Origin of the sequence: Brevundimonas sp., from assembly GCF_029946145.1 — a bacterium.
GTDB lineage: Bacteria > Pseudomonadota > Alphaproteobacteria > Caulobacterales > Caulobacteraceae > Brevundimonas.
Map to the genome: position 1 here is coordinate 130,656 of NZ_JAQSDY010000028.1, position 16,430 is coordinate 147,085.

Annotated in this window: 19 protein-coding genes; 11 read left to right on the forward strand and 8 right to left on the reverse strand. The window is 69.4% G+C overall.

Annotation, left to right across the window (positions count from 1 at the left end):
- Positions 1–10 precede the first annotated feature (10 nt).
- From PSV23_RS15545 to PSV23_RS15555, 3 genes are read right to left on the reverse strand one after another with little or no spacing between them, the layout of a single operon-like run.
- On the reverse strand, positions 11–1,270 hold the full coding sequence (locus PSV23_RS15545) for an efflux RND transporter periplasmic adaptor subunit (RefSeq protein ID WP_300470757.1): 1,260 nt from the start codon (positions 1,268–1,270) through the stop codon (positions 11–13).
- A complete protein-coding gene (locus PSV23_RS15550) occupies positions 1,267–2,580 on the reverse strand; it encodes a TolC family protein (RefSeq protein ID WP_300470760.1) in 1,314 nt (437 codons plus the stop codon). The genes PSV23_RS15545 and PSV23_RS15550 overlap by 4 nt, the downstream gene beginning before the upstream one ends.
- A gap of 49 nt (positions 2,581–2,629) precedes the next feature.
- A complete protein-coding gene (locus PSV23_RS15555) occupies positions 2,630–3,046 on the reverse strand; it encodes a hypothetical protein (protein WP_300470762.1) in 417 nt (138 codons plus the stop codon).
- Positions 3,047–3,680: 634 nt separating this feature from the next.
- On the opposite strand from PSV23_RS15555, the gene PSV23_RS15560 reads away from it, so the two are divergent.
- The 5 genes from PSV23_RS15560 (at position 3,681) to PSV23_RS15580 (ending at position 9,983) form a co-directional block, all read left to right on the forward strand.
- On the forward strand, positions 3,681–4,940 hold the full coding sequence (locus PSV23_RS15560; RefSeq protein ID WP_300470765.1) for a TolC family protein: 1,260 nt from the start codon (positions 3,681–3,683) through the stop codon (positions 4,938–4,940).
- Positions 4,937–6,169 (forward strand): DUF305 domain-containing protein, encoded by a 1,233-nt coding sequence (locus PSV23_RS15565; protein WP_300470767.1) that lies wholly within the window; start codon positions 4,937–4,939, stop codon positions 6,167–6,169. Before PSV23_RS15560 ends, PSV23_RS15565 begins: the two co-directional genes overlap by 4 nt.
- 65 nt (positions 6,170–6,234) lie before the next feature.
- Positions 6,235–6,696 carry a DUF305 domain-containing protein gene (locus tag PSV23_RS15570; RefSeq protein WP_300470770.1) on the forward strand — a complete coding sequence of 154 codons (462 nt, stop codon included), beginning with the start codon at positions 6,235–6,237 and terminating at the stop codon, positions 6,694–6,696.
- Positions 6,697–6,834: 138 nt separating this feature from the next.
- Positions 6,835–8,604 (forward strand): copper resistance system multicopper oxidase, encoded by a 1,770-nt coding sequence (locus tag PSV23_RS15575; protein WP_300470773.1) that lies wholly within the window; start codon positions 6,835–6,837, stop codon positions 8,602–8,604.
- Positions 8,601–9,983, forward strand: coding sequence for a copper resistance protein B (locus PSV23_RS15580; RefSeq protein ID WP_300470775.1), 1,383 nt, complete (start codon positions 8,601–8,603; stop codon positions 9,981–9,983). The genes PSV23_RS15575 and PSV23_RS15580 overlap by 4 nt, the downstream gene beginning before the upstream one ends.
- Before the next feature lie 151 nt (positions 9,984–10,134).
- Here the strand turns inward: PSV23_RS15580 and PSV23_RS15585 are convergent, their stop codons facing one another.
- The 5 genes from PSV23_RS15585 to PSV23_RS15605 form a co-directional block, all read right to left on the reverse strand.
- Positions 10,135–10,542, reverse strand: coding sequence for a copper resistance protein CopC (locus PSV23_RS15585; RefSeq protein ID WP_300470778.1), 408 nt, complete (start codon positions 10,540–10,542; stop codon positions 10,135–10,137).
- A 26-nt stretch (positions 10,543–10,568) separates the two neighbouring features.
- Positions 10,569–10,913: a hypothetical protein gene (locus PSV23_RS15590; protein ID WP_300470780.1), complete on the reverse strand. Its 345-nt coding sequence runs from the start codon at positions 10,911–10,913 to the stop codon at positions 10,569–10,571.
- Positions 10,914–11,091: 178 nt separating this feature from the next.
- Positions 11,092–11,673, reverse strand: a complete 582-nt coding sequence (locus tag PSV23_RS15595; protein ID WP_300470782.1) for an RNA polymerase sigma factor — start codon at positions 11,671–11,673, stop codon at positions 11,092–11,094.
- 8 nt (positions 11,674–11,681) lie between these two features.
- Positions 11,682–12,119, reverse strand: a complete 438-nt coding sequence (locus tag PSV23_RS15600) for a Spy/CpxP family protein refolding chaperone (protein ID WP_370461092.1) — start codon at positions 12,117–12,119, stop codon at positions 11,682–11,684.
- Entirely contained in the window at positions 12,119–12,400 is a 282-nt protein-coding gene (locus PSV23_RS15605) for a hypothetical protein (protein WP_300470787.1), read from the reverse strand. Before PSV23_RS15605 ends, PSV23_RS15600 begins: the two co-directional genes overlap by 1 nt.
- Before the next feature lie 115 nt (positions 12,401–12,515).
- On the opposite strand from PSV23_RS15605, the gene PSV23_RS15610 reads away from it, so the two are divergent.
- From PSV23_RS15610 to PSV23_RS15635, 6 genes are all read left to right on the forward strand, one after another.
- Entirely contained in the window at positions 12,516–13,169 is a 654-nt protein-coding gene (locus PSV23_RS15610; protein WP_300470789.1) for a DUF2231 domain-containing protein, read from the forward strand.
- Positions 13,170–13,264: 95 nt separating this feature from the next.
- On the forward strand, positions 13,265–13,786 hold the full coding sequence (locus PSV23_RS15615) for a nuclear transport factor 2 family protein (RefSeq protein ID WP_300470791.1): 522 nt from the start codon (positions 13,265–13,267) through the stop codon (positions 13,784–13,786).
- Positions 13,787–13,847: 61 nt separating this feature from the next.
- The gene (locus PSV23_RS15620) at positions 13,848–14,312 is read left to right on the forward strand and encodes a DUF411 domain-containing protein (RefSeq protein ID WP_300470794.1); all 465 of its coding nucleotides are present in this window, start codon (positions 13,848–13,850) and stop codon (positions 14,310–14,312) included.
- 13 nt (positions 14,313–14,325) lie between these two features.
- Entirely contained in the window at positions 14,326–15,054 is a 729-nt protein-coding gene (locus PSV23_RS15625; RefSeq protein WP_300470797.1) for a PepSY domain-containing protein, read from the forward strand.
- Between the two features lie 319 nt (positions 15,055–15,373).
- Positions 15,374–15,739, forward strand: a complete 366-nt coding sequence (locus PSV23_RS15630) for a hypothetical protein (RefSeq protein ID WP_300470799.1) — start codon at positions 15,374–15,376, stop codon at positions 15,737–15,739.
- Between the two features lie 105 nt (positions 15,740–15,844).
- A partial coding sequence (locus PSV23_RS15635) for a TolC family protein (protein WP_300470801.1) occupies positions 15,845–16,430 on the forward strand: 586 nt, incomplete at its 3' end.

A 16,430-nucleotide genomic window follows, 5' to 3' on the forward strand; every position in this document is an offset into this window, starting at 1 on the left:
TGCGCGCTCCCTAGTGGTCATGGCTCGCGCCGGACTTGTCGATGTCCGCGCGAATGAGGAAGGCGCCGTCGACGACGTATTCGGTTCCGGGTTCGAGACCGCCCAGCACCTCGGTCCATTCCGGCGTGCGGCGGCCGAGCTCCAGCATCCGCACCTCATAGGTGTTGCCGACCTTGGCGTAGACGACCTGGAAATCTCGGAACGGCTGAATGGCCTTGGTCTGGACCGCCAGCGCAACTTCGCCCTGACCGACCTGGACCGTGCCCTGGACCCCCAGTCCCGGCCGCCAGACGCCGCCCTGGTAGGGCAGCGCGACGTGGGCGACCAGGGTCTGGCTCATGGGGTCGCTGGACGGCAGGACCGCCTCGATGACGCCGAGCGCGCGATGTTGGCCCGCCAGGCTGGTGATCTCGACGCGCTGGCCGACCCGGACGCGTTCGGCGTCGCGGGGATAGAGGAAGAACTCGGCGTGCAGCCGTGTAGGGTCTCCAATGGTCAGCATCGGCTCGCCATTGCCCGTGATGGCGCCGGGGTTGACGTTCTTGGCCGTGATCATTCCCGAGATCGGCGCCGTGACGGAATAGGTCTGCAGACTGTCGCTGGACTCGACGCGCGCCAGCACCTGGCCGCGCGAGACGCGTTGGCCCAACTGGACATTCATCGCCACCACCCGGCCCGGATAGCGGGCGTGGACTTCGCTCTGTCCCTCGGGCGTGATCTCGACCCGGCCGCTCAACGGCAGGCTTTCGCCCAAAATCGCCCCGCCGGCTCTCTGCGTCGTGACGCCGCCGGCCCGGGCGGCGTCGGCGGTGATCACCGTGCGGCCCTCATAGGATGGATAGGTCCAGGTCGAGCGCTTGCCCGCATGGGTCGCCGCCACTGAGACGTCGAACGAGTGCGGTTCCGCCACCACCGTGGGGCTCGCGAGATAGTCTGCGGTCGGGGTGAACGCGAAACGATCCACCTTGGGCCCCAGCCGCGTCAGGGCGATGGAGGCCTGGACCTGTCGCGGATCCAGCGGCTTGTTCTTCAAATAAGGATAGAGGCGATAGAGCGGCTCGGGGCCCTCCTCATAGATGGTGATCTCCAGGGAGAAGTCGCCGTCCCTGAGCAGGCGGCCGTTGTGCGGGCCCCGCTCATAGTCAGCGGCCGCCGCGGCCTCTGCGCCCTCGGACGTTTCAGCTCCGCCCTGTCCGCAGGCTGAAAGGCCGGCCGCGAGGGCCAGCAACGACGCGGCGATGATGCGCCGCGAGGGGGTATGACGGATCATGAGCGGGTCTCCAGGCCGAGCAGGTCGGCATGCGCGCCGGTCAGCCGGTCAAGGCGGGCGCGATCGATGTGAAACTGTTTGAGAACGGCGACGCGGCGGGCCTTGGTGGCGAGAAGCGCGGTCTGGGCGGAAATGACGTCGTTGTAGGTGAAGCCACCCCGCGCAAAGCCGTCGCGGACCAGCACAACGGCGCGCTCGGCTTGGGGCAGGGTTTCGGCGGCGATGCGCTGGGCCTCGAACGCCCGAGACGCCAAAAGGACCTGGAGACGGGCGATCTCGCGCTCCCGTTCCTGCCGGAGCGCCGCCATGTCGGCCTCGGCGGCGACGCCTTCGAACTTGGCGCGTTCGATGGCCCCCTCGTTTCGATCGTAGCGGCCGAGCGGGATGGACCCGCCGACCACCAGACCGAGGTCCTGCCCGTCCCAAAAATGACGGACGCCGACGCTGACGGTGGCGTCCGGCGTCGCCCGCGCCTGTTCGACGCTGACACGCGCCCGGGCGACATCGCGCTGCGCGGCCAGAACCGCGAGGTCGATCTCGGCGGCCGCGCCGGCGACTTCGCGGGCGGCGCTGGTGTCCTCGAAGTCGGCCGGGTCGAGAGAGAAATCCGACGCGCCGATCCAGAACCGTCCCAGCGTGGCGCGGGCGAGCCGGGCCTGAATTCCTGCCTGGTCGAAGTCAATCTGGGCCTGGGCGAGTTCGGCTTCGGCGCGGGCGCCGGCGAACAGAGGATCGCGGGCCATGTCGACCCGACGCTGCACTTCGATCTGGAAGCGTTCGGCCAGGGCGAGACGTTCGCGCGCGATCTCAAGTTCGGCCTGGGCCGAAAGGGCTTCGGCCCAGGCGCGCTGCACCTGTTCAAGGCGATCCAGCCGACGGATCGCGGCCTCCGCCTGAACGAGGGCGGCTTCGCCACGGGCCAGAGCCACACGAGCGGGCCGGTCGCCGCCCCGTTCGAACCGCTGCTCGTAGGACAGGGTCGTCTCGGTTCGGTCTATGATGGCGCCGCCGCCCAGCGTGGGCAGGTTTTCGACCATCAGGCCCAGCGTCGGATTGGGTCGGACGTCGGCCTGCCGAACGGCCGCGTCACCGGCGCGAACACGGGCCTCCGCGGCCGGCAAGCCCGGGTCGATGCCGGCGGCGCGCGCGAGCGCTTCCTCTAGGGTCAGGGCAGCCGCCTCTGCTGCGGCCGATGGCGGGGTCTGCGCGAGCGCAGGAAGCGACGGCAAGGCCGCGAGTGGAAGCGCCAGCGCCGAAACGGCCGCCAGACGCGCCCACGATCCGGCCAGGCCGGTGATCGGGGTGTTCAAGGAATTCTCCGAAAAAACGAGGTGCGCGCAGCCGTACGGCCGCGCCGGTTCAGACGACCGTGCGCATCCGTTTCGGAGGGTATTCCGGCCCGTCCCGGCTCAGATCGCCCAAGGCCGGAGCCTCGCCGGGCGTCCGGGCGGCAAGCCTTGAAGACAGGCCGTCGTCTAGCGGATGCTCGGCTCCGGGGAGCGCCCCATGGCTGTCGCCGCCGACCTGGTGTCCGTGACCCACGGGTCCTTCGTTATCGATGTCCTCGGGGGTGGCGTCGTCGGATTGATCGTCCGGCGCGACGTGGACATGATCCGCGATCTGGTCCGCCACCGTGTCGACTTCGACCAGCGCTACGGCGGGCCAATCGGCGGCATGAGCCATGCCGTGCTGCGCATCCGTCATGCCATGCAGCGTCGTCACCGCCAGAAGAGCGGTGCACAGAAAGACGCAGAAGGAACGAATCGAAGTTTGCAAACGGGATCCCCGACCTGCCTCTACTCGCGGTGCGACGCCCAGGCAACCGAGGCCTTCAAGACAGATCAACGCGCTGGCCGGCATTCGTGCGACGCTCGCCCGGCCCACAGAGAATCAAGCCGCACTGCCTACTCTGCACCCTCGCTACTCTGCACCCTCGCGACCCCGCCCTGCGACGTTGGCGCGATTGCGGTCGTGGCCGCCCGTGTTATAGGGCGGCATGAGACTCTTCTCGGTCAGACATGGGTGGATGGCGGCGTTGCTTGCGTCGTTCCTGGCCCTGTTTGTCCTTGCGTCCGCCGTCGAGGCCGCGATTTGCGCCCCGGAAGCGAGCGCTCACACCTCGGAGGCGGTCACTGAAGCCCCGACCGACCCCGACCCCGACCCCGACGCCGCCGGCGATCCGGACAGCCACGCGATCTGCTCGCACGGCCATTGTCATCACGGTGGAGTCGCGACGCCGCAGATCCCGTCTTCCCTGACGACGACGCCCAGTCGCGATATCGCACCCTTGCGACCCGCGGATCCTCTCGCGTCACGCATGCCCACAGGTCCGGACCGCCCTCCCAGAGGCTGACGGGATCGCGCGCGATCGCGCGCTCTCCACGTCAACCACATATGGGAAACAGGACCTATGCCATCCCCGTATTGCCGTCTGCCGCGCATAGCGGTCGGCGGAGCCGCGGTCGCCCTCTCGGCGATCCTGGCCATATTGACTCCCGGCTTGGCTTTCGCCGAACCGGTCACACTCGCCGAGGCGCTGGCACGCGCCTCCGCCTCCTCGCCGACTCTCGCCGCCGCTGAGGCGGACGTCGCGGCAGCGGTCGGTCGGGCTCAACAGGCAGGGTTCCGACCCAACCCCGAGCTTGGATTGGACATCGAGAATTTCGCGGGCACCGGCGCCTTCTCTGGCCTCGATGACGCCGAAAGCACGCTCAGCCTCGGACAACGCTTCGAACTCGGCGGCAAGCGGCCCGCACGCCAGCGCGCCGCCCATGCCGACGTCGACGCCGCCCGGCTGCGTCTGGCCGTCGCCCGCGCCGACCTGCAGCAGCAGGTGCGGGACGCCTACGCCGAAGCCCGGGCGGACAGCCGCCGGGTCGAACTGGCCCGCGAGCAGTTCCTGCGCGCTGACAACCTCCAGACCATCGCGACCGAACTGGTCGACGCCGGCCGCGAGCCGCCGCTGCGAGCCTTGCGGGCGCGCACCGCCGCCCTGGAAGCGGTCGGTCGGGTGCGGGCCGCCGAGGCGGAATTCGCTGAAGCCCAGCGAGCGCTCGCCGCCCTCTGGGGCGGTGGCGAGGCCCTGCCGGAGCCCGCCGTTCCGGAGCCCCCGTCAGCGCCGACCAGCGTCATCGATCCGTCCACCGCGCTCGACGTGCGTCTCGCCGAGGCGGAGGTCGCCACCTCGATCGCCGTCGTCGATCGGGAACGGACGCTGTCACGCCCGGACGTAACCGTCAGCATCGGCGCCCGTCAGTTCCGGGGAACGGACGACACCGCCCTGGTGGTCGGGGCTTCGATGCCCATCGGCCTGTTTGACCGGAACCAGGGCAATATCGCCGCGGCCAACGCCGACCGGACCGGAGCCGAGGCCCGCCGCAACGCGGCGCTCGCCGGCGCTATCCGGCGGACCCGTGACGCCCAGGCCGCGCTCCGGACGGCCGAGGCGCAACTCGCCTTCCTCGAAACCCAGGCCGAACCCGAGGCACTGGAGGCTGTGCGCATCGCGCGTGAAGGCTTCTCGGCCGGCCGCTTCACCCTGCTGGACGTGCTCGACGCCGAGGAGGCGCTCAACACCGTTCAAGCCGACATGATCAACGCCGAGCTGGAGCGCGCGCGAGCCTTCGCCGCCCTGACCCGCGCCACCGAAACCGAAGGGCCTACCCAATGAAGAGATTGACCAATCAACAGCGCCTTCTGGGCGGAGCGGCGGCGGCCGTCATCATCGTGGGCGGCTTCGGGGCCTTGAGCATGACCCGCAACCCTGAAGCCGCGCCGCAAGCCGCTGCTGACGCCGAGGAAGAGCACGGCGCCGGCGAGGCTCTGGAGATGGACGCCGCCCGCATCCAGGCGGCCGGCATCATCCTCGCCCCCGTGGGCAGTGGCTCGCTCAGCGCCGAGATCGTCGCCCAGGGCACCGTCGTGGGCACGCCCCAGGGCGAGGCCGTCCTAGCCGCCCGCGCCGACGGCGTGATCACGGCCGTCTCGCTCCGCCTCGGCGAAAGCGTTCGCGCCGGCCAGACCGTCGCGCTCATAGAGAGCCGCGAGGCCTCCTCCATCGCCGCCGAACGGGCGACGGCCCAGGCCCGGCTGACCGCCGCGCGCCAGGCGCTCGCCCGCGAGCAACGGCTGTTCGACTCACAGATCACCGCGCGACAGGACCTCGAGGCCTCCCAGACCGTCATGGCGGAAGCCGAGGCGGAAGCGCGACGGACCTCGTCCGCCGCCGCCGCCGCCCGGGTTTCCGGCGACGGCCGCAGCACGGGCGTCGTCAGCCCGATCAGCGGGCGGGTGACCGTGTCCAATGCGACGGCCGAGCCGCCCGCGACGTCCAGGACCGAAGAGTCCGCGCAGGCCCCGGAGCCCATGGCGATGGCGCAGACGCCGTTCTCCGCGGCCGAAACCAGGATGCACGAGGCCATGGCGGCGGCGGCGGGGGCCGACGCCGCGGAGTCCTGGGCGCGCAAGATGATCCCGCATCATCAGGGCGCGCTCGACATGTCCCAGGTCGTGCTGCGGGAGACCCAGGACGCCGACATTCGCCGGATGGCCCAGAAGACCGTCGAGATGCAGACCGGAGACATCGCCGAACTGCGGCGTTGGCTCGAGACGCGGGTCGGCGCGGCGGCCCCGGGCGGGGGCGGGGAACCGCCGTTCGCACCGGCCGAGGCCAGGATGATGGACGCCATGATGACCGCGGCCGGGGCGAACACGGACCAGACGTGGGCCAGCAAGATGATCGCTCATCACCAGGGGGCGCTCGACATGTCCGAGGTCGTGCTGCGCGAGAGCCAGGACCCCGGCATTCGGCGCATGGCGCAGAAGACGATCGACATGCAGACGGCCGACATCGGCGAGCTGCGCGCCTGGCTGCAAGCCCATCCCGCTAATCCCGGCTGATCCGGCGTCGGTGATCAGGTCGCGTCGAGGGCTTTAGGTCGCGGAAGGGCGGACCCATGGAGAACATGAAGACGATGCAGGCGATGAAGGGGAGCTACCGATCCTTCGCGATCGAGCTCATGCTGGATTTCATCATCATGTACCTGGTGATGTACACGATGATCGCGTCCGTCGATCACTTCCACTTCAACCTCAACAACGTCTACATGACCCTGATGATGGTCTCGCCGATGGCGATCCTCATGCTGGTGTTCATGCACTCGATGTATCCGTCGAAGCGGACCAATCTGCTGATCGGCGGGGGAGCCGCCCTGGTCTTCGCGGTCAGCTTCTGGGGCATGCGGACCCAGGCGGCGGTCGGGGACGCGGAATTCCTGCGTTCGATGATACCGCACCACTCGGGCGCCATCTTGATGTGCAACGAGGCGAAGTTGAAGGATCCCGAGGTGCTGGGTCTGTGCGAGGAGATCGTCAGATCCCAGGAGCGGGAGATCGCCCAGATGAAGGCCCTTCTGGCGCGGCTGTAGCCCGGCGGGCGCCCGCGAGGGCCGTCGGCGCCCGTCGGCTCTGCGGCAGCGTGTCGCGAGGGCGGGCCGCCCCGCTTGCGTAAGACCGTAGAGATCGTCGCCTCATGAAGGCGCGACCATGACTATCAGGAGTATCCCATGAATCTGGATCGTAGACTGCTGTTGCGCGGCGCCGTCGCCGGAGGCGGTCTCGCGGCCTTGCAGGGCTTTATGCCCGCCTGGGCCCAGACGGGTTCTCCCGGGCTGCGGGCGGACCTTCCGACCCTCGCCGGCCCGAACATCGATCTGACGATCGGTCAATCGCCCTTTACCGTGAACGGTCGGACCGCGACCGCCACGACCATCAACGGCGTGCTGCCCGCCCCGCTGTTGAGGCTTCGCGAGGGTCAAATCGCGCGTCTTTCCGTGACGAATACACTCGACGAGGACACTTCGATCCACTGGCACGGGATTCTGCTGCCCTTCCAGATGGACGGCGTGCCGGGGGTCAGCTTCCCCGGCATCCGCCCGCGCGAAACCTTCGTCTACGAGTTCCCGATCAGGCAGTCCGGCACCTTCTGGTACCACAGCCACTCGGGACTGCAGGAGGCGCTCGGACACTACGGTCCCCTCGTCATCGATCCGGCCGGGGCCGACCCGGTCGCCTATGACCGCGAGCACGTGCTGGTCCTGTCGGACTGGAGTTTCATGCACCCACACGAAATCTTCGAGAAGCTCAAGAAGAGCCCCGGCTATTTCAACCGCCAGCGCACCACCCTGGCCGGCCTGCTGGACGGCAGCGACCGGATGAGCCTCGAGGAGCGGCGCATGTGGGGCGAGATGCGGATGGACCCGCGCGACATCCTCGACGTCAACGGCTCGACCTACACCTATCTGATCAACGGCCACGGACCCGAGGAGAACTGGACCGGCCTGTTCCGGCCCGGCGAGCGGGTGCGGCTGCGCATCATCAACGCCTCGGCCATGTCGATCTTCAACGTCCGCATTCCCGGCCTGCCGATGACGGTGGTGCAGGCGGACGGGGAGAATGTGCGCCCGGTCGAGACCGACGAGTTCCAGATTTCGGTCGCCGAGACCTACGACGTCATCGTCCAGCCGACGGAAGATCGGGCCTACACGATCGTCTCCGAAGCGATCGACCGCTCCGGCATGGGTCGGGCCACCCTGGCGCCGCGTCTGGGCATGACCGCCGAGGTTCCTCCGCTGCGCGAGGTTCCCAACCTGACCATGCGCGATATGGGCATGGGCGGAATGGATCACGGCAGTATGTCCGGCATGGACCACGGAAGCCCCGCCGCGGGCGCGGCTCCGGCGGACGACAGCGCCGGCATGTCCATGGCCGGCATGAACATGCGCGATCCGGAGAACGCCCCGCCGGACATGGCGGTGGGCGTCGGCGTGGACATGGTCTCCATGGACCCGGCGAACCGTCTCGGCGAGCGTCCGATCGGCCTCACGGACGTTGACCACCGCGTCCTGGTCTACACAGACCTGGTGTCGCTCCAGCCGAACCGGGACCAGCGGGCCCCGAGCCGGACAATGGAGATCCACCTGACCGGCAACATGGAACGGTTCATGTGGGGCTTCGACGGCAGGAAGTTCAGCGAGCTGGTCGAGCCGATCCGCTTCGAGCGCAACGAGCGGGTGCGGGTGACCCTGGTCAACGACTCCATGATGGCTCACCCGATCCATCTGCATGGGCATTTCTTCGAACTCGTCACCGGCGGCCCGGCCGGACACCAGCCGCTCAAGCACACCGTCAACGTGGCGCCGGGGGGCAAGGTCAGCTTCGATCTGACCGCCGACAATCCGGGCGATTGGGCCTTCCACTGTCACCTGTTGCTGCACATGCATGCCGGGATGTTCAATGTCGTGACGGTCCGTCCGATGGAAGGAGCCGCATCGTGAGAACCTCGGTCGCGATCCTTCCCCTGATCCTCGCCGCGGCCTCGGCGGCGGCGGGAACGCCGGCGCTGGCGCAGAGCCACGCCGGACACGCCATGCCCGCGCCTGTTCGCCAGACGCTCCCGGAGGGTTGCGTCGCGCGCAGTTCCCCCACCGCCGATGCGTCCCGGACAGGCACGGCCGGAGCGCCGACGTGCCCGACGGGCGCCGTGCCCGTTCGTCTTCCGGCTCCGGCTCACGACATGTCCACGATGCGCCAGACCCAGCCTGCTTCGGCCTCGGCGTCCCCTCATGCCGGTCACGACATGTCGACCATGGGCCAGGCCCAGCCTGCGCCGGCGATGCCGGCGGGGCACGACATGTCGACCATGGGGCAGACCCAGCCTGCTCCGGCCACCGCATCCCCTCATGCCGGCCATGACATGTCGACCATGGGCCAGACGCCACCTGCGGCGGCCATGCCGGCGGGGCACGACATGTCCACGACGCATCAGGCGCAGCCTGCTCCGACCGCCGCGTCCCCGCATGCGGGCCATGACATGTCGACCATGGCCCAGACGCCGGCGGGTCACGACATGTCAGGAATGGCCATGCCGCCCGACGTCCCGACCAGCGCGGACAATCCGGGGCGTCCGCCGGAAACCCCGGCTCCGGCGGGCGCGACAAGCGGGCCGACCAACGCCGCCGACCTGCTGTTCAACCCAGCTGAAATGGCGGCGGCCCGCGCCCAGCTACGGATCGAGCACGGCGACGCCCGCACGACGGCGGTCATCATCGACCAGCTGGAAGCGGCCTTCGGCGACGACGAGGATGGCTACGCCTGGGACGCTCAGGGCTGGACCGGCGGCGACATCAATCGCCTCTGGTGGAAGTCGGAAGGGGAAGGCTCCTTTGGTGGCGAGGTCGAGGAGGCCGAAATCCAGGCCCTCTACAGCCGGGCGTTCCGACCCTTCTTCGACTTCCAGACCGGCCTGCGCCAGACGTACCGACCGGAAGGCGACCGAACCGACCTGGTCGTCGGCATCCAGGGGCTGGCGCCCTACTGGTTCGAAGTCGATGCGGCGGCCTTTCTGTCCAACAAGGGCGAGCTGACGGCGAGGGGGGAGGCCGAATACGATCAGCGGATCACCAACCGCTGGATCCTCCAGCCCCGGGCCGAGGTGGTGCTTTCGGCGGAGGACATCCCCGAACTCCGGATCGGGTCCGGCCTCTCGTCGCTCCAGATCGGGGCCCGGCTGCGATACGAGTTCCGCAGGGAGTTCGCCCCTTACGTCGGCGTGGAATGGACCAGGAGCTTCGGCGAAACCGCGGACTTTCTGGAAGCGGACGGACGTAGCTCGGAGGACACCCGGCTGGTCGTCGGCATTCGAGCCTGGTTCTAGCGGCGCCGCCGCATCGCCGAGGATCGCTTTGCGTTGGCATGGCGTCGGGGCGATCGAGACCGCGAGACGTCAACGTGAAACGCCGCGCAGGGGGACTGCGCGGCGTTCCCCACGTTGGATTTGGCTCCCCAGCAGGCGGGAGGCCGTCTCCTCAGTGAACCATGAAACGGACGACGCCGTTCATCTGGTGGCCGTCGGCGCCCTTCGCGCCCCAGGCGGCGGACCAGGATCCGGGTGCGAGGGCGGTGAGAGGCGCACGGACGGTGGTGGCCGGCGGCGCGTCAGCGGACACAGCCACATCGACGGACTGGTCTCCAGGACCCGTCAGTGTGAGTGAGGTCAGGACCATCGGGTGTGGAAAGGTCGCGGAGAAGGCCGTCGGGGCTGCGGCCAGCATGGCGTTGTCCGCAGGCGTCGTGACAACGCCATTGCCCGGCGCCTGCATGGCGGCGTGGTCCTGCGCCGACATGCCCGCGTGCGAATGGTTTTGGGCGTGGACGAGCGAGACGGGAGCCAGGGTCGCGAGAGCAACCAGGCTGGCAAGGATTGAACGGTTCATGGGAGGACTCCTGATGCTTACGCGAACTATTGCGGGGGCGGCATCGTCATGCCGTCCATCTTCGACATGTCGTGGCCATCCATTTTCGACATGTCATGACCGGCCATCGGATCGGCGGGGGGCGACGTGGGGGCCGGCGTAGGCCCCGCCGGTCGAGGCGCCGAGGCTCGGCGGGCGGCGGTCGCCGCGGGCGCGGCCGCCTGCGGCTGGGGATTGGGAGCGGCGGCCGGCGCGGCCGCCATCGAGGGCTCCATCGGCGCCGCCACCGGCGCGTCCGGCGCCGTCTCGGTCTCGACGGGTTGAGGCTCTGCGGCCGGCTGGCAAGCGGCCAAGGCGACGGCCGAGGCGGCAGCCAGGATCAAGTATTTCATGGGTGGCAAGCTCCTGAAGAGAAGGGCACGGTCGGGTCGATTTCCAGCGACCCCTTCATACTGGATTACGCGGGCGCACGCCCCAGCCCTCGCCGCCGCTGTCGATCAACGGGGTAAGGGCCCCGGCGCGAGCGCAGGGGCCCGGGCGCGATGAGGTTCAGGATGCCCTTCGAGCCGATCACTTCGGGACAGCCTGGAGGGCCGTTGAATCGTCGCCCAGCGCAGCGGACAATTTGCGACGGGCCCGCGCCACGCGGGTCTCCACCGTCTTGATGGAGACCCCAAGCATGCCGGCGGTCTCCGCCTGACTGCGCCCCTCGATCGCCGTCAGCAGAAGCGGCGCCTTGAGATGCGGGGGCAAGCGGCTCATGGCCTCGTTCAGCCGCGAGAGCCGGGCGCTGGTTTCCATCAGGTCATCCACCGCCTCGGCGCCGTCCGGCACGGCCATGGCTTCCGGCGACGCAAGATCGACGCCGCCCCGGATGAGCCGCCGGACGAAACGACGGCGGCTCCAGTCCCGGCATTTGTTTAGCGCGATGGTTCGGATCCAGGCTTCGAAGGGCCGCGTCGGATCGTAGCGTCGGATGTTCACCCAAGCCGCCGCGTAGGTGTCCTGCAACAAATCCCAGGCGTCCTGTTCGTCGCCGACATAACGTCGAACGAAACGGAACAAGCCCGTCTTGGTCTGCCGCATCAACTCGCTGAAGGCCGCGCGGTCGCCGCCGGCGGCGCGGGCTGACAGGGCGTTGGGGCTCTCCACCCGGAAGGCTAGCTTTCGTCGGACGCGAGGGCCGCGACGATGCGATCGTCGAATACCTCGGCCTGGGCGGGCGTCAGCACCGACCGCATCTCGAAGACGTGGGCGATCGTCTCCTTCTGGATGGCTCCCATCGCGACGTGGAAATGGTCCACCGCCGCCTGCACCTGGGGACCGTCGCCATCGTTCTGCTGGATCGCGCGCGCCAGTTCCCGGTTGGCCGCGCGGACGTCCGCCTCGAGCGCAGGGCGGCGAGCGGCGAACCGGGCTTCGACCGCCTCGATGCGGGTCAGTTGGTCAGGTGACAGCTTGAGGTCATGGTGAACGATGTCGTGCAGGGACGGCGGCTCGCGCCGGCCCAGCACCCAGCTGGCGCTGATCCAGGTGCCGGCGCCGCTGGCGAGCGCCGCCAGAAGGGCCGTGAGGACGATGGCCCTCCACCCACGCATCACCGGCCCGCTTCCAGCCGCACCAGGGGCGACAGGCCCGCCTCGACCGTGAAGATGGCCATGTCCCCGGGCGGTCGGGGGGCGGCGACCGCGCCGACGCCGCCGACAGTCAGGCCGGTGGCCAGGGCCATGGCGACGGCCCCGAAGCGCAACTGCGAGGCCAGTCTTTCGCCACGAAGCACATCGACCCGGCTCCACACGAGCGGCTCGAGCCCGTCGAGCGACCGACCGGCCGACATGGCCGCCGATCGCATCAGAAGATCATCAAGATTACGCGTCATCGATCACTCTCCTCGCGCCCCTAATCCCTATTACGCCGAAACGCGCCGAATCCCTCGGAGAGGGGTTGGCCTTTCCGGTGCGTAGTTAGCAGAAGGGACGAGACGGGAGAGAGCCATGACGACACGCAAATTTCTGTCGGGGCTCGCCTTTGTGCTGGCGCTGTCGGTCAGCGCGCCGGCCTTCGCCCATGAGGACCACGACAGGCAGGCCGTGGCCCGCGCCCAGGCGGCCGCGCCGGCGGGCGCTGTTCCACAAGGGAGCATGATGGCCGTGCCGGGGATGGCCCAGGACATGGACCACGGCGCCATGATGGCGGAGGAGGGCCCCAGGTCCGTGCCTCAGCGCCTCTATCGCTGGCTCGGGGCCATGCATCCGGCGGCGGTGCATTTCCCCATCGCGCTGTTCCTCGTCGCGGCTCTCCTCGAGATCGCCGCCCTGACGCTGCGCCGGCCTGTCCTGACGCAGGGCACGCGCGTGATCATCGCCCTGGCGGCGATCTCCGCGGTCGCCGCGGTGGCGCTGGGGTGGTTCGCCATGGGGCTGCCGGGCAAGGACGACGTGACGCACGCCTACCATCGGTGGCTCGGCACTTCGATCGCCGCCCTTGGCCTGTTGAGCTGGTGGGCCAAGGAACACTGGGTCCGGAGACCGGGACGCGGGCGTGAGCTGATCTACATCGGCCTGCTGTCCGTCACCGCCGCCGCCGTGGTGGTCAACGGCCTGCTGGGCGGGATGCTGACCCACGGCATGAGGCATCTGATGTTCTGACGGCCCGGGGGCGGTCATCGCCAGGCCATATCCTTTTCCATCCACTGCGCCGGACCGGAACCTACCGCCGCCGCGGCAAACCAGGAGACTTCACCATGATGCTTCGTTCAGTATTGGCCGGACTGGCTTTCGCCGTCCTCGCCAACTCCGCCCACGCTCAGGCGCCCGCGCACGCCCACACGCATGACCCGGCTCATGCCCCCGGCCAGGCGAGCACGGCTGACGAAGCGCAGGTCCGAGCCGTCGTCACCGCTTACAAGGACGCGATCGAGCGGATGGATGTGTCGCAGACGGCGGCCCTGTTCTGGGCGGACTCGGAAATCTTCGAGAACGGCGGCGTGGAGGGATCGTTCGCCTATTACCTGGAGCACCATCTCGGCCCCGAGTTCGCCGATCTGGCCGGCTTCGACTTCCGCAACCATGAAACGAAGGTCGAGGTCGATGGCGACACCGCCTTCGTGAGCGAGACCTACACCTACCACATCACCTTCAAGGACAGCGCCCGGGCCCCGATAGAGCGCCGCGGCGCCGCCACCAGCGTGCTGCGCAAGCGGGGTGACGAGTGGAGGTTCGACGTCTACCACTCCTCCGCGCGGCCCTTCCGTCCTGCCGCCTGACCTCGGCTCCGGCCGTCAATCAGCGGCTTCATCACATCTCTCGCCGAGGACCATCGGATCCATGCTCATTCCGCTTTCACGCCGCGGCCTTCTGGCCGCGGGAGCCGGCGCCCTCGCCGTCGCGGCCTGCGCCCCGGTCGCGCGAGCGTCGAACGAGCTGGCGGTCTACAAGACCCCGACCTGCGCCTGTTGCACCGCGTGGGTCGATCACATGCGGGCCGCGGGCTTTGAGGCGCGGGTCAACGAACTCCCGACCCTCCGCTCGATACGCAGCACCCAAGGCGTGCCCGAATCCCTCGCCTCCTGCCACACGGCCCTGATCGGCGGCTATGTCCTCGAGGGCCACGTGCCGGCGGAGGATGTGCGCAAGCTTCTGACCGAGCGCCCCGAGGCCGTGGGTCTCGCGGTGCCGGCGATGCCGCTGGGGTCTCCCGGGATGGAAACGCCCGACGGCCAGCGGGAGGCCTATGAGACCCTGCTGATCCTCAAGGGCGGCGGCACGCGCGTCTTCGCGCGCCACGCCTAGACGGTTGGCCCCCATGAAGGTTCTCAAACTCTCGACCCAGCTCCACAAATGGATCGCCCTGGTGGTCGGGCTCCAGGTTCTGTTCTGGGTCGGCGGCGGTCTGGTCATGACGGCTATTCCGATCGAGACGGTGCGCGGCGAACATCGCGCCGTTGAACTCAAGCCCGGTCCACTGGAGCTCGGCGCGCTTCCAGCCCTCGGCGAAATAGCCCGCGGCGCGGGCGTCGCGCCCGTCCAGGCGGAGCTCCACACGACGCCGCGTGGCCCGGCCTGGACCCTGAAGCTCGCGGCGGGTGAGCCGGTCATCGTGTCCGCCGCGACAGGTCGCCCGTTCGCACCGATGTCGGCCGCCGAGGCCTCGGCCTTCGCCAGGCGCGCGTACAAGGGTGAGGCGGGAGTTTCGGGAGCCGTGCTCCTGAACACGGCGCCCGAGGAAACGGGGCGGACCGGGCCGCTGTGGCGAGTGGACTTCGCTGACCGCGAAAAGACATCCCTTTACCTGTCGCCGGCCACCGGCGAGGTGGTGACGCGCCGGTCGGGCGTCTGGCGGATTTTCGACTTCTTCTGGCGTCTCCATGTCATGGACTGGAACGACGGCGAGGATTTCAATCACCCCCTGATCATCATCACCACGGCGTTGACGCTGAGCATCGTCCTTTCGGGGTTCATCCTTCTCTGGATCCGGCTGGCGCGGGACGTGAAGGCGTTCAGGGCGTCACGGCGGCCCGTCCGGCCGGAGTGAGGCGGCGCCGTCGGTGGTCATGGCCGCTCTCACCGGCGCCGCCGTGATGGTCGGGTTCAGCCTGTCGTCCGCCCTTGGTCGGGAGGGCCGGATCACCGGCGTCCGCCCGGGCGGACCAGGAGCCTTGTACAGAGGGAGCGGCGGATGAGACCCGGACAGCGGACCGTGGTTGGGCCCCACTTCATCGGCGCGCGCCGGCTTGCCCCGGCTCCCTCGCACGATCGCCTCGAACCAATCTTTTTCCGGCCTGTCAAGCCGGGGTTTGAGCGGAGCGGTCCGCACCTTGACTCGCCGGAGAGCGAAGCGGAACGTCGCTGGCATGTGGCGTATCGTGCGCATCCTTCTGTTCGCCCTAGCCCTGGCCGGCTCCCTCGGCCAGGCGTCGGCGTTCGCCGCGCCTGAGCGGCCGGGCGCGGCCGCGGCCGCCATGGCCGCCATGCCGGATTGCGCCGAGATGATGATGCCGGCGGGGGCCGGGGATCCGGTGGTTCCCTGCGACGACGCCGGCCCCGACTGCATGGGCCGCACAGCCTGCTTCGCGGTCGCGATTCCGCTGCCGTCCGGTGCGGGCCTCACGGTCCGGGCGCCGGCGCTGCATCGCCAGCAGATTGCATTGGGTCGCGACGACACCCGCGCAGGGGAACGGCCAGCGCCCCTGGGCAACCCTCCCAAGACGCCGGCGTAGCAAGCGTCGCTGACCACGGCCTGCGCGCTCGCGCGGCTTGTGGTCGAACAACCAGCGTCCTGCGTCGCACCAAGGTGAGCAACGCGGGGTCTCGAGGACATTCCCATGATCTCCGGCTATCGGACGGCTCCGGGCCGTCCCCTGTCACCCGCTGCGGTCGATGCGACCCGCGGCGGACCGCCCCGGCCGCCGGGGATTCTCTCCGGGGGATCCGCCGGCGTCGCGGCCGCCCTCTGCCTGTTCGCTGCTTCGGGCTGGCCGGCGGCGGCTGAGCCCCTGACCTTCGACGAGGCCCTCGCGCTCGCCGAGACCACCTCGCCGCAGCCAAGGGCCAGCGCCCTGGGCGTGGAGGCGGCCTCGGCGGCCGCGGCGGCCGCGGGCCGGCTCCCGGATCCGCAGCTCCGGTTCGGGATCGACAACCTGCCGGTCTCGGGTCCCATGGCCGGTCGGTTCGGTGACGACGAAATGACCATGGCCCGCGTCGGTCTCATGCAGGAGGTTCCCAGCGCCGCCCGGCGACGGGCCGAACGCGCCGTGGCCGAGGCCGACATCGATGTGGCCGTCGCCGGCGACGCGGTCGCCCGCCGCGAGGCGAGGATCGCCGTCGGCCTGGCCTGGATTGATCTGCATTACGCGGGGCGCCGGCTCGCGGCGATCGAGGAGGTGCTCTCGACGCTGGAGCCGCTCTGGG